This window comes from Actinocrinis sp. (assembly GCF_035605935.1).
Taxonomy (GTDB): Bacteria; Actinomycetota; Actinomycetes; order Streptomycetales; family Catenulisporaceae; genus Actinocrinis.
Genome location: NZ_DATNGK010000203.1, coordinates 1 through 13,082, shown reverse-complemented (window position 1 = coordinate 13,082; position 13,082 = coordinate 1). Strand labels below are relative to the sequence as shown.

The following is a 13,082-nucleotide window of genomic DNA, read 5'->3' as shown; positions in this document are numbered from 1 at the left end:
GTGCGGCGGCGCATTCGCGCACGCAGCGGGCGCTGAACGTTTGCGCCCATGGCCGCGTGGTCAGCCATGATCTACGATGCGGAGCATGTCGTTCGCCGGGCGCCTGCGCGCCGTGCCGGTCCTGGGAAGCTCAGCCTTCGCGTCGGTCGGCAAACGGGTCTTCCCGCGCGCCGACCTGGCCGTGCAGCGGGCCACCCGCGGCCGCCTCTCGTTGTCCGGCACCGTAGGCATGCCGCTGATGCTGCTCACCACCACGGGCCGGCGCACCGGCGAACCGCGAGTGACTCCGGTTACCTACGCCGAAGACGGCGGGGACCTGCTCGTCATCGGTTCGAACTGGGGCCAGGAACGGCACCCGGGCTGGGCGCTGAACCTGCGCGCCAATCCGCAAGCCACCACCGAGATCCGAGGCCGCCGCACGGACGTCACCGCGCGCCTGCTTCAGGGCGCCGAGCGCGACGCCGCCTTGGCGCTGCTGCTGCGCGTGTGGCCGCACTTCGATGCCTACGCGAAACGAGCGCAGAATCGCGAACTGCTCGTCTTCCGCCTGACCGAGAGGTGATCTGATGACCGACGGCGCTGCAAACGACGACAGCACGACGCAGAGCACCGCGACAGGCATCGGCGGCACGGGCGCGAGCGCCGGTCGCCGCCTGGAGGGCACCACGGCCGTGATCACCGGTGCATCCAGCGGCATCGGCGAGGCGACCGCTCGGGCACTGGCCGCGCGTGGCGCGAGCGTGGTGGCGATCGCCCGCCGGGCGGACCGGCTCGACGCCCTGGTCAAGGAGATCGCCGCGGACGGCGGTAGCGCGCTCGCGCTCGCGGCGGACGTCACCGACGCCGACCGGCTGCGTGAGGCCATCGAGACCGCCGCGGGCGCATTCGGCCACGACCGCATCGACATCCTGGTCAACAACGCCGGCATCATGCTGCTCGGCCCTGCCGCCACCGCCTCGCTCGAGGACTGGCGGCACATGGTCGACCTGAACCTGACCGCGCTGCTCACAGCGACCCACGCCGCCCTCCCGCACCTGCTGCGCGCCGCGGAGAGCGGGCCGCGCCAGGTAGCCGACCTGGTCAACGTCAGCTCGATCGCTGGCCGGGTCGCGCGACTAGGCAGCAACGTCTACAACGCCACCAAGTTCGGCGTCGGCGCGTTCAGCGAGTCGCTGCGGCAGGAGTTCGCCAGCCGCCACCTGCGGGTCTCGCTCATCGAGCCCGGCGCCGTGGACACCGAGCTGCGTGACCACCTGCGCCCCGAAATCCGCCAAGCGCAGACGCAGCGGTTCGCCGGGGTGAAGGTGCTCGAAGCGCAGGACATCGCGGACGCGATCGAGTACATGGTCACCCGGCCCCGGCACGTCGCGATCAACGAGCTCATGGTCCGCCCGACCGCGCAGGAGGGCTGAATGTGTCCGCCGTGGCGCAAGCCGTGTGGCGTCGCGGTATCGAGTGAACCCGCTCGCACACGCGTACGTGTCACCGGGCATGCGATCGCGCGCCCTACTAGACTGGGCTGAGCGATAGCTGAAGACAGCACTTTTCTTAGGAAAGACCCGCCGCCCGCTCGCAACTGCTCCACGCGAGGCGGCGTCTTTCATGAAGAGATCGACACACCGCTCGACACGCAGTGCAAACCGAATGAGACGGCGGACGGGCCGCCCACGCAACGACCTTGGGGACTGTCGCACGATGACACACGGATCCGACGGCTCGGACTACCCAGACTACGGTCGTCCGACGCCGCCCCCGCAGCGTCCGGGGCAGTATCCCGAGCCCGGCCGGTATCAGGGACAGGCGCCTGACCCGTACACCGGCGGGCAGGGCGAGTCTCAGCGTGCAGGCCGTTCGGAGCGCAGCGAGTTCTTCGACCAGGAGTCCTACTACGGCGGCGGCGAGGCCCAGCAGCGCCCGCAGCAGCGCCCGCAGCAGCGCGCGAACGGCCGGCCTGAGCCGTACGACCCGTTCCAGACGCGTGCGCACGATGAGCAGGCCGAGCGACGTCGCCGCGACGGCGGGCAGGCCACCGGGCAGGGCCGCGGCCGACACGGCGGCGATGGACGCAGCTACGGCGGCGATGCGTACGGCCGCGAGCGGGCGGGTTACGCGGCCAATGGGTCCGGTAACCAAGGCCGCGGCCGGGACCCGTACAACGGCGCCAATGCATACGGCGAGAACGGCTATGAGTACGGCGACGGCCGCGCACCGCAGGAAACCCGCGCATACGGCACGGCACGCCCGCGCGCGACGGAGCGACTCAGCGCGACCACTGTGCTCGACGCGCGGGCGTTCGCGGGCAGCACGACCGCCGGTCCGCGTACCGGTCAGCCGGAGTCGCGGCGTCGGCGCGCGGCTGATCCCGACGAATCCGGCGACCCGAACGAGCCTGGCAATACATCTGGCCGCCGCAAGGCCAAGAAGGTCGTGCCACCGCACATCCGGCGCCGCCGCAAGATCATCCGCCGCAGCATCCTCGGCGTGTTCCTGATCTTCTTCGGGTACGTCGGCGTCACGTTCTACCCGTACCTGACCGCGCCCGGCACCGACCGGCTCAACGCGCGCGTCGCCGAGTGGGGCCGCGACCATCACCTCGGCTGGGCTGTGACCTGGCTGGAGAACGCCACCTACAAGCCGCCGCCCACCGGCGGCGGGCTCAACGCGAGCCAGATCGCGCAGCTGCAGGGCGCCACCGCCGCCCCGCCGGCCAAGCCCAACATCGACCTGCCGGCCAACATCACCCCGCTCGCCTCCGGCACCGTGCCCGGCGAGGGCGTGTGGCACCCGGTAACCATGGACGCGCATGGCGTCCCGATCGTGGAGAAATCGGCGCTGCGCCCCGACGCGCAGCACACCTCGGACCTGGCGTACGCGGTGTGGATGAACCAGAAGGCGCTCAGCTTCACCCTGCACCCCGGCTACCAGCAGCCCGGCGGCACCTGGAAGACCCCCGACACCGTCCCGGCCGACCAGCGCGCCAACCTCGTGGCCACCTGGAACGGCGGCTTCAAGGTCAAGCCGGACGACGCGCTCGCCGGGTTCTACATGGACGGCAAGAGCGCCGTGCCGCTGGTGAACGGTAAGGCCGCCGAGGTCTTTTACACCGACGGCTCGATAAAGATCGGCCAGTGGGGCCGGGACGAGACCATGGGCCCGAACATCCAGGCGGTGCGCCAGAACCTCAGCCTGCTGGTGGACAACGGGCAACTCACCGTAGGCCCGGGCGACGGCTCCAGCGCGCAGTGGGGCTACACGATCAAGAACTCCTACTTCATCGCGCGCTCCGGCGTCGGCATGACCGCCAAGGGCGACATCGTGTACGTCAGCGGCAAGTTCTTGTCGGTGTACACCCTCGCCAAGCTCCTTCAGGCGGCTGGCGCGGTGGACGCGATGGAGCTGGACATCAACCCCGACTGGGTCTCGTTCATGAGCTACGGCGGCGATCCGGCAAACCCGACGATAACCAAGCTGTGGGATTTCACCCAGCCCAAGGATCGCTACTTCCAGCCCTCGGACCGCGACTTCGTGTCGGTGGGTAAGCGTTAGGCTCAGTGCATGGGCACGGCGCTGACGGACCACTTCGGCCGGACAGCCACAGATCTGCGGCTGTCCCTCACCGATCGATGCGACCTGCGCTGCACCTATTGCATGCCGGCCGAGGGCCTGCCCTGGCTGCCGCGCCCCGAGCTGCTCACCGACGACGAGATCGTGCGGCTCGTCGCGATCGCGGTCACTCGCCTCGGCGTGCGTGAGGTGCGGCTGACCGGCGGCGAACCGCTCATCCGGCCCGGCATCGCCAACATCGTGGCGCGCCTGGCCGCACTCAACCCGCGCCCCTCCCTTTCGGTCACCACGAACGCCACCGCGCTCGAACGACTGGCCGGGCCGCTGGCAGTGGCCGGGCTCGACCGGGTCAACGTCTCACTCGACACCCTCGACCCGCAGACGTTCAAGACGCTCACCCGCCGCGACAAGCACGCCCGCGTCGTGGCCGGCATCGAAGCGGCCGACCGCGCCGGACTGCGCCCGGTGAAGATCAACTCGGTGCTGATGCGCGGGGTCAACGACCACGAGGCCCCGGCGTTGCTGCGCTGGTGCTTGGAGCGCGGCTACGAGCTGCGGTTCATCGAGCAGATGCCGCTCGACGCGCAGCACGGCTGGGACCGCGCGCAGATGGTCACCGCGCAGGAGATCCTGGAGCGACTGGGCGCCGAGTTCCACCTCGAGCCAGAGGGTGAGGCGCTGCGCGGCGCGGCTCCGGCGGAAACCTGGTTGGTGAATGGCGGGCCCGGCGCTCCCGGCGGCGGCCGAGTCGGCGTCATCGGATCGGTCACCCGGCCGTTCTGCGCCGCCTGCGACCGCACCCGGCTGACCGCCGACGGCCAGGTACGCACCTGCCTGTTCGCGCGTGAGGAGAGCGACCTGCGCGGCCTGCTGCGCTCGGGCGCCGATGACGAGACCATCGCGCAGACCTGGCGCACGGCGATGCTCGGCAAAAAGGCCGCGGCAGGTATCGGCGAGCCCGGATTCGTCCAGCCGGACCGGCCGATGTCAGCGATCGGCGGCTAAGGGCTAACCCGCGACACTGCTTCGCAGGGTTGCCGTTGCGACGCTGTCGCCGCGGCGGCATTGCCTCGAAAACGCCATCCGGAAACACTCGCGCGCGGGTCAAGGCCCAGCAAAATGAGGCGTCGGCTCGCGCACGGGGGGACGCGAGCCGACGCGGCATCCTGGACGGCCACGGGGGGAGCCACCCAGCATGCGGGGCAGGGCGCCATAAAGGTCGGCCCCGCCAGCACAGCCCTGACGGGGGAGCAGGGCGTGCATCAGAAGTATGGCATGCCCACCAGAACTCGTGAACCCCTGCTAACGAAATCCCAGGAGTTGAAACAGTTCCCGCCGGCCCCAGCCCACCCGCGGTCCACAGCGGTCAGCCTGCCGAACCACCCTGCGCCGGCGACGGCTGATCAGGGTTCTGATCTGCGGGGCCGTTCTGAGCTTTCGCGCCGTCAGACAGCGGTGCGCGGCGGGTGTACCCGTTCGCCGTCGAGGCCTGCGACGCGCCGTCCTCGTGCGATCCTCCGCCGGCTCCCGTGTCCGGGGTCCGCTCATCCTTGACGAAGAAATCGCCCTTGATGAAGCCGGTCTGCTCGCCGGAGCCCGGCAGCCCGCGCTGCGCGGAGCCCAGTTCGTCACGCGGCGGCGCGAGCACCAGGTTCGTCGGCCCCTTCTCCTGCGCCGGACCGCCGTTGGCCCGCACTACCGCCACGTACGGGATGATCGTCGCCGCCAGGCAAAGCCCGATCTTGATCGGCCAGGCGATCCCGGGAACGGCGACCACCACGACGACCGCGACCGCGCGCACCAGCATCGTCACGATGTATTGCTTCTGCCGTCGGGTGATCTCCTGCGTGCGACTGGTCTCGGCGGTCGTGATCCCGTACACCTCGTCCTCGTCGTGCGGACGGTGCTCGTGATCCTCGCGGTTCCCGCTGTTCGGCACCCTCTCAGCCTACGACCGAACGGCCAGCGCGTTTACGCGCGGGTGGCCGCCGGGTCGCAGACTTTCGCCAGGCAGGGCCGGGCCATGCCGGCCCGGCCCCATGCCGCCGCTCAGCTGGCCTTCGACACCGAGGACATGTTGAAGTCCCCGACCCGCAGCGGCGGCATCGCGGTGCGGGTGAACCAGTCGCTCCACTCGCGCGGCAGGCACTGTTCGCGGCGGCCGATCTGCGCGATCCGGCCCAGCAGGTCGACCGGCGACTCGTTGAACCGGAAGTTGTTGACCACCCCGGTCACCTCGCCGCCCTCCACCAGGTACACCCCGTCGCGGGTCAGCCCGGTCAGCAGCAGAGACTGCGGATCGACCTCGCGGATGTACCAGAGGCAGGTCAGCAGCAGCCCGCGCTCGGTCGACCTGGTCATCTCCTCCAGACCGGGCGCGTCCGCGTCGCCAGGGCCCTCCATGAGCAGGTTGTCCCCGGGCAGCGCCAGCGGCAGCCCGATCGTGCTCGCGGAGTGCCGCGTCGTCACCAACCGCGCCAGCACGCCGTCGCGCACCCAGTCGACCGGCTCGACCGGCAGTCCGTTGTCGAAGACCGACTGGTTGCCGGAGGAATAGCGCGCGATGTTGAACGGCGCGGCTTCAAGGCCCGGGGCGAACGGATCGGACCACAGCCGCAGCCCCTCGACGCCGATGCGCGAGCCGACCTTCGTGCCGTGCGCCGAGCCCTCGCCGCGCGGCGCCGAGAACACGGTGCGGCCGTCGGCCGCGTCCCGCGCTGAGGTCACGTAACTCATGTAGACGTAGAGATCCGCGACCGCGGACGGCGGCAGCAGCGTCTCGTAACGACCCGCGGGCAGATCGACGCGGCGCTTCTGCCAGTCCAGCCGCTGCGCCAGCTCCCCGCCGAGCGCCGCCACATCCACGTCCGTGAAGTCTTTCGTGTAAGCACCCGCCCACGCCGACCGGACGAAGTCGGGCGACTTGGCGTTCAGCTCCAGCGTCCCGGTCGGCTGGTCGTGCTTGAGCCGCAACCCGGCCGAGGTCGCCAGATAGGTGCTGGTCATCGAATGCTCGGCGAACCCGAACAGCAGCCGCCCGGCCGCCCGCGCCGCCTCGAACGCCTCCCCGAGCGCCGGAGCGAACGAGCCGAACACGTCGATCGAGGTGCCGGCCGGGCCGTCCTGCCAACTCGAACCGTCCGCGCCCGCCTCCGGCCCGACCAGCGGCTGCGCGTCCTCCGCCGGACCCGCGTCCCGCGCGGCCTGCTCGCTGGCCCGCACCAGCTCCTCGAGCGTGTCCCGATCGACGCCCGAACGGGAAAGCACCGCCGCCGACGTGCCCTGCGCGCCGTTGACGGTCGAAATCACCGTGACCGTGCGGCCCTCGGCGACCCCGTTCGTGGTCAGCGTGTTGTTCGCCCAGCGCAGGTTCGCCGTCGAAGACTCGTCCACCAGCACCACCGCGCCGTCCGCGCGGGAAAGCTCCAGTGCCCGCTCGGCGAGCTCCTGCGCCTTCGCCAAGCCCGCCGACGCGCCGTTCCCGGTCACCGTCCCGCCTCCTGCACCGTGTTGAGAATCCGCACGCCCCGGAACAGCGCCGAAGGCGCGCCGTGCGAGACCGGGGCGGCCTGCCCCGGCTGGCCCTTGCCGCAGTTGAACGCCCCGCCCAGCACATAGGTCTGCGGGCCGCCCACCGCCTCCATCGAGCCCCAGAAGTCCGTCGTCGTGGCCTGATACGCGAAGTCGCGCACCTGCCCGGCCAGCTTGCCGTCCACGATCAGGTACGCGCGCTGCCCGGTGAACTGGAAGTTGTAGCGCTGCATGTCGATCGACCAGGACTTGTCCCCGGCGATGAACAGCCCGCGCTTGACCCGCCCGATCAGCTCCTCGGTCGACGGACCGTCGGCAGCCGGTTGCAGCGACACGTTCGCCATCCGCTGGATCGGCACGTGACCCGGCGAATCCGCGAACGCGCAGCCGTTCGAGCGCGACCCGTGCAGGCCCTTGAGCTGCGCGATCCTGCGGTCGAGCTGATAGCCCGCCAGAATCCCGTCCTTGACGATGTCCCAGCGCTGCGTCTGCACGCCCTCGTCGTCGAAGCCGATCGTCGCCAAGCCGTGCTCCACCACGCGGTCGCCAGTGACGTTCATCACCGCGGACCCGTACTTCAACGTCCCCAACTGATCGAGCGTCGCGAACGACGTCCCCGCGTACGCCGCCTCGTAGCCGAGCGCGCGGTCCAGCTCCGTCGCGTGCCCGATCGACTCATGGATCGTCAGCCACAGGTTCGAGGGAGCGATCACCAGGTCGTAGACGCCCGCCTCGATCGACGGCGCGGCCAGCTTCTCCGCCAGCAAAGCGGGCAGCTCGGCCAGCTCCGCGTCCCAGTCCCAACCGGTACCGGTCAGGTACTCCCAGCCGCGTCCCGCCGGCGGGGCCAGCGTGCGCATCGACTCGAACGCCCCGGGCGTGCCGTACTTGCCCTCGACGTCGATCGCCACCGCCTCGAGCACCGGATGCACCCGCACCCGCTGCTGGATGGTGACCGTGCCGTTGGTGTCGGCGTAGAACTTGTTCTCCCGCACCGCGTGCAGCGAGGCGTCCACGTGATCCACGCCCTCGGCGTCGAGCAGACGGCGCGACCACTGCGTCAGCAGCGCGATCTTCTCCGCGTCCGGCACGTCGAAGGGGTCGATCTCATACGCCGACACCCAGAACCGCTCGCCGTAGGACGGTTCCGCCGCGAGCACCACCGGCTCGACGTTGACCGGCCGCGAAACCCGAGCCACCTGCACCGCCTGCTCCGCCAATCGCGCCGCGGCCTGCGCGGTCTGCACGACGCCGGCCGCGAAACCCCAGGTGCCCTCGTGCACGACCCGCACCGAGATCCCCGCCTCGGCGTTGTCATTCACCCCGTCCAGCTGACCATCGCGCAGTCGGATCATCTGCTCGCGAATGCGTTCGGAGCGGAAATCCGCGTGCTCCGCGCCCAGCTCCCGCGCCCGGATCAGCGCCGCTTGCGCCATTTCCCGCAGCGGCAGCGCCAGGAACGCGGGATCGATCCGCTCGCCGTCGCCGCCCTCCGCACTCTGAGCACCGCCGGAACTCCCGTCGCCGTGCTGCTCCTGACTCACAACTGCCCTCCCGTGGCTCACACCGCGCCGCGCGTCCACTCCGCGACACCTGTCACCGAACCTAGCTGAACTCCACGACCCTGTCCTGGCGCTTTTGTAGTCCCCCGCAAGGGGCGCTCAAGTTCAAGAGCGATAGCGTTCCCGAGGGGGACCTACCAGCGAATCGCGACGAGGGAAGGACGCACGCGTGGCGGAAAGCAGCGCGGCCAGGTCGGTGCTTGTCACCGGCGGCAACCGTGGGATCGGACTGGCCATCGCCCGGGCCTTCGCCGAGCAAGGCGACAAGGTCGCCGTGACCTACCGGTCTGGCGAACCGCCGATCGTGCCGGTCAAGGGCGAGGGCTCGTTCCTCGCCGTACGGTGCGACATCACGGTGCCCGAGGACGTCGAGCGGGCGTTCCAAGAGGTCGCGGCGGCGCACGGCCCGGTGGAGATCCTGGTCGCCAACGCCGGAATCACCCGCGACACCCTGGTACTGCGGATGAGCGAGGAGGACTTCGACGCCGTCGTCGACACCAACCTCAAGGGCTCCTTCCGCGTCGCCAAGCTCGCCGCCAAGGGCATGCTGCGGCTGCGCCGCGGCCGGATCATCTTCATCTCCTCGGTCGTAGGCCTGTCCGGCTCAGCCGGACAGGTGAACTACGCCGCGTCCAAGGCCGGACTGGTCGGCATGGCCCGCTCGCTGGCCCGGGAACTGGGCTCGCGTTCGATCACCGCCAACGTGGTCGCCCCGGGATTCGTCGACACCGAGATGACCGCCGTGCTCACCGACGAGCGCAGGGCAGAGATCGTCTCGCAGGTGCCGCTGGGCCGTTACGCCAGCGTGGACGAGATCGCCGGGGTCGTGAAATTCTTGGCCTCGCCCGACGCGGGGTACATCAATGGAGCCGTCATCCCCGTGGATGGCGGACTGGGAATGGGGCACTGACCCGATGGGAATCCTGGACGGCAAGCGCGTCCTCGTCACCGGCATCATCACCGATGCCTCGATCGCGTTCAGCGTCGCCCGCCTGGCGCAGGAGGAAGGCGCCGACGTCGTGCTCACCGGCTACGGCCGGCTCTCGCTGGTCAACCGGATCGCCTCACGACTGCCCAAGCCGGCGCCGGTCATCGAGCTCGACGTCACCAACGCCGAGCATCTGGCCGCCCTGCCCGACAACGTCCGCGAGCACGTCGACGGGCTCGACGGCGTCGTGCACTCCATCGCCTTCGGTCCGATTGACGCGCTCGGCGGTAACTTCCTCAACACCCCATGGGAGTCGGTCGCCACCGCGGTCAACGTGTCGGCGTTCTCGTACAAGTCCCTCGCCATGGCGGTCGCCCCGCTGTTCGGCGAGAACGGCGGCTCGATCGTCGGCATGGACTTCGACGCGCAGGTCGCCTGGCCCGGCTACGACTGGATGGGCGTCGCGAAGGCCGCGCTGGAGTCGACCAGCCGCTACCTGGCCCGCGACCTCGGCCCAAAGGGCATCCGCAGCAACCTGATCTCGGCTGGTCCGGTCAAGACCATGGCGGCAAAATCCATCCCCGGCTTCGAGCTGTTCGAAGGGGTCTGGGACGAGCGGGCCCCGATTGGCTGGGACATGAACGACCCGGAGCCGGCCGCGCGCGGTGTGATCGGCCTGTTGTCGGACTGGTTCCCGAAGACCACCGGCGAGGTCATCCACGTCGACGGCGGCGTGCACGCCATGGGTGTCTGACCCTGGCGAAGACGTACGAAAGACGTCCTCACGGCGCCGCGCAGCCTCCTGCGCGGCGCCGTTTTTCGCTAGAGTGCCCTGAGAAACCCTCGCGCGCGCGAGGCCTTTCGGCACGCCGATCGGCGAGATGGAGCGCGGGCGCGGGCCGGCGCAGGGCGAGCGCGCGGATGGCGAACGAACGGGAAAGCGGGGTGACACGGCCATGCTGGACGGCAGTGGCGGCGGGGGCTCCATGTACGCGGTGCAGATCGAGTCGCTGGAGACCTTCCAGCAGAAACTGACCTCGATCCTGCAGAGCCTGGAGCAGGACAACAGCGTCATGAGCATGAACGACGGCACGAACAGCTTCGGTGACTTCCCCGAGGCGCAAGCGTTCTCTACGGCATATGAGCAGACCAAGCAAGACCTCATCAACTCCTTCAACGAGGTCACCCAGTTGGTCAACACGATGATCAACGTGGTCGGCACGAGCGCGAACAAGTACAAGCAGACCGAGCAGGACATCACGAACAAGTTCAACTCGATCCTGCAGCAGTACGGCGACACCCCGACGTCACCGGCCTCGACGACCGGCAGCACTAGTACGACGTATTACCCGCAGAGCAGCGGTACGAGCACGTACGCGATGCCGAACAACGGCACTGGTACGACTACTACTACGAATACAAATTCGGGTACGAATTCGGGTACGACGACACCGACACCTACGCCAACACCTACGACCACGCCTGCACCGACAGCTACGCCCACCCCGACTCCGACTCCGACGCCTACGGGCTCGAACACGTCGGCCGGCGCAGCGTAGCGAGGGGGGAGCGGACATGAACGACTACAACAGCGCGGACCACCAGACGCTGTACAACTACGTGCAGTCGGGCGATCCGAACGCGATGCACGACACTGCGCTGGCGTGGCAGACGCATTCGACGCAGCTGCAGGATGCCACGCAGCAGCTTCAGACGAACCTGACGGCCATTCAGTCGCAGTGGCAGGGAGCGGCGGCCGACGCGTATTTCCAGCAGTCGCAGACGGTCGCGAACAAGATGCAGACGCACGCGGACAACGCGGCGAACACGAGCGTCGCGGTCACGAACACGGCGAGCGCGCTGAGCTGGGCTCGCGGCAACATGCCGAGCCCGCCGACGTGGCTGGAACAGCAGGCGGCGAACATCGACTCGAGCTGGGGCACCGGCCTGGCCGCGGGCCTGCTGACCGGCGGTGAGGCGAACATCGCCTCGGAGATCGCGAAACACGACATCGCGCAGAAGCACCAGCAGGCCATCAGCACGATGACGCAGCTCGCGAGCGCGTACACCTCCGCACAGCAGCAATTGCCAACCTCGACTAGCTATCACGACGATCCGACGAACGGAAACGGAAACGGAAACGGCACCAGTAACGGTGGTAATCCCCCAGTCATGCCGGTCCCGGTCTATCCGATAGGCGGTACCGGCGGCGGTGGCGGGGGAGGCACCGGCGGCGGCTACGGCGGCGGTGGTTATGGGGGTGGCGGCGGAGCTGGCTCGGGTGGTGGATATGGAGGCGGCTACGGTGGCGGAGGCAGCGCCGCAGGCGGAGGCAGTGGCTCGGGCGTGAAGGTTCCCGCCTACACAGATCCTGGAGGCGCGACAGTGACGCAGGGCCTTGGCGGTGCTGGAGGTACCGGCGGCGACTACGGCGGCGGTAACCCGTACAGTCCCGGCGGCGTAGGAGCCGGCGGTGCGAGCGGAGTCCCTGGCGAATTCGGCGGCGTCGGTGGTGGTGCTGGCGGTGGCGCGGGCGGGGGCATCGGCGGCGCTGGATTGGGTGCTGCCGGCCTTGCGGGTCTCGGCGGTGGTGGTGCGGCAGGCGGATTCGGCGGCGGCGCTGAAGAAGGATTCGGTGGCGGTGGCGGTGCTGCTGGTGGATACGGCGCTGGAGGATACGGCTCTGCCAAGAAAGGCGGCACGACACTCGGCGCAGGTGAGAGCGCTGGTATCGGTAGCGGCGAAGGTGGAGCCGGAGCGGCTGGTGCCGGCGGTCGATATGGCACGGGAGCTGCTGGAGCCGCAGGTGAGGGCGCAGCTGGCGCTGGAGGCGCAGGAGCGCAAGGCCAGCAGGGAATGATGGGCGGCGGCGCTGGGGCTCGAGGTGCTGGCGGAAAGGGTGACGAGCGCGGAAACCGGGCCGGTTTCCTGCGTCAGGACACGGATTATTGGTATGGCGATAAGCAGGCCGCGCCTCCCGGCGGCGTCATCGAGTAGCGGTCGCTGTCCCAAGGTGTCATTGACCGGCGGCTGTCTGTAGCCTGTCACGGGTACATAGCGGCTCTGAGTTGGGCGAACGTGGGGAGTTGTGCATGGTACGGGACAGGCGCCGCAGCTTGCGTCGTAGGACGGTTGCGGCGCTCGCGGCGGCCAGTGCGCTAGGCCTCATCGGGTTGAGCGCCGTTCCAGCGTACGCGACCACGAACCCCGTGTATGACAAGGAATGGGCGCTGAGCCAGTTCCAAGTCACGCAAATCCGGAGCCAGTTCCAAGCGCGTGGCAATGGTGTGACTGTTGCGGTCGTCGACTCTGGTGTCGACCCGACGCAGCCGGACCTTCAGGGTTCGCTGTTATCTGGACTCAATTTCTCAAGCCCAAGCAATCCGACTTCGGACACTAACGACAGGTCGAACGAATACCACGGCACTTCGGTCGCGGCGGACATCGCTGCCCACGCACATGGTGATCCGAACAATCCGCAAGGCATGTACGGGCTG

The 13,082-nt window shown here is 69.2% G+C and carries 12 protein-coding genes; 9 read left to right on the top strand and 3 right to left on the bottom strand.

Features of this window, described 5'->3' with window-relative positions:
• Nucleotides 1-85: 85 nt before the first annotated feature.
• The 4 genes from VN779_RS16200 to moaA all read left to right on the top strand — a co-directional run bounded on the left by VN779_RS16200 (nucleotide 86) and on the right by moaA (nucleotide 4,569).
• A complete protein-coding gene (locus VN779_RS16200; protein ID WP_325724103.1) occupies nucleotides 86-562 on the top strand; it encodes a nitroreductase family deazaflavin-dependent oxidoreductase in 477 nt (158 codons plus the stop codon).
• A gap of 4 nt (nucleotides 563-566) precedes the next feature.
• A complete protein-coding gene (locus VN779_RS16195; protein ID WP_325724101.1) occupies nucleotides 567-1,412 on the top strand; it encodes an SDR family NAD(P)-dependent oxidoreductase in 846 nt (281 codons plus the stop codon).
• Between the two features lie 283 nt (nucleotides 1,413-1,695).
• Nucleotides 1,696-3,546 (top strand): phosphodiester glycosidase family protein, encoded by a 1,851-nt coding sequence (locus VN779_RS16190; protein ID WP_325724099.1) that lies wholly within the window; start codon nucleotides 1,696-1,698, stop codon nucleotides 3,544-3,546.
• 9 nt (nucleotides 3,547-3,555) lie between these two features.
• Nucleotides 3,556-4,569 carry a GTP 3',8-cyclase MoaA gene (moaA, locus tag VN779_RS16185; protein ID WP_325724097.1) on the top strand — a complete coding sequence of 338 codons (1,014 nt, stop codon included), beginning with the start codon at nucleotides 3,556-3,558 and terminating at the stop codon, nucleotides 4,567-4,569.
• Between the two features lie 361 nt (nucleotides 4,570-4,930).
• On the opposite strand, the gene VN779_RS16180 is transcribed toward moaA, so the two are convergent.
• The 3 genes from VN779_RS16180 to VN779_RS16170 form a co-directional block, all read right to left on the bottom strand.
• Entirely contained in the window at nucleotides 4,931-5,503 is a 573-nt protein-coding gene (locus tag VN779_RS16180) for a DUF3099 domain-containing protein (RefSeq protein WP_325724095.1), read from the bottom strand.
• 110 nt (nucleotides 5,504-5,613) lie between these two features.
• The gene (locus tag VN779_RS16175; RefSeq protein WP_325724093.1) at nucleotides 5,614-7,053 is read right to left on the bottom strand and encodes a metallopeptidase TldD-related protein; all 1,440 of its coding nucleotides are present in this window, start codon (nucleotides 7,051-7,053) and stop codon (nucleotides 5,614-5,616) included.
• Nucleotides 7,050-8,531 carry a TldD/PmbA family protein gene (locus VN779_RS16170; protein WP_349260825.1) on the bottom strand — a complete coding sequence of 494 codons (1,482 nt, stop codon included), beginning with the start codon at nucleotides 8,529-8,531 and terminating at the stop codon, nucleotides 7,050-7,052. Before VN779_RS16170 ends, VN779_RS16175 begins: the two co-directional genes overlap by 4 nt.
• Before the next feature lie 295 nt (nucleotides 8,532-8,826).
• Between VN779_RS16170 and fabG the strand changes: the two genes are divergently transcribed.
• The 5 genes from fabG to VN779_RS16145 all read left to right on the top strand — a co-directional run.
• Nucleotides 8,827-9,567 (top strand): 3-oxoacyl-[acyl-carrier-protein] reductase, encoded by a 741-nt coding sequence (gene fabG / locus VN779_RS16165; protein ID WP_325724089.1) that lies wholly within the window; start codon nucleotides 8,827-8,829, stop codon nucleotides 9,565-9,567.
• A gap of 4 nt (nucleotides 9,568-9,571) precedes the next feature.
• Entirely contained in the window at nucleotides 9,572-10,339 is a 768-nt protein-coding gene (fabI, locus tag VN779_RS16160) for an enoyl-ACP reductase FabI (protein ID WP_325724197.1), read from the top strand.
• A 202-nt stretch (nucleotides 10,340-10,541) separates the two neighbouring features.
• Nucleotides 10,542-11,144, top strand: coding sequence for a hypothetical protein (locus VN779_RS16155; RefSeq protein WP_325724087.1), 603 nt, complete (start codon nucleotides 10,542-10,544; stop codon nucleotides 11,142-11,144).
• Nucleotides 11,145-11,160: 16 nt separating this feature from the next.
• Nucleotides 11,161-12,582, top strand: a complete 1,422-nt coding sequence (locus tag VN779_RS16150; RefSeq protein WP_325724085.1) for a WXG100 family type VII secretion target — start codon at nucleotides 11,161-11,163, stop codon at nucleotides 12,580-12,582.
• Nucleotides 12,583-12,794: 212 nt separating this feature from the next.
• The coding region (locus VN779_RS16145; protein WP_325724083.1) for a S8 family serine peptidase at nucleotides 12,795-13,082 on the top strand (288 nt) is incomplete at its 3' end.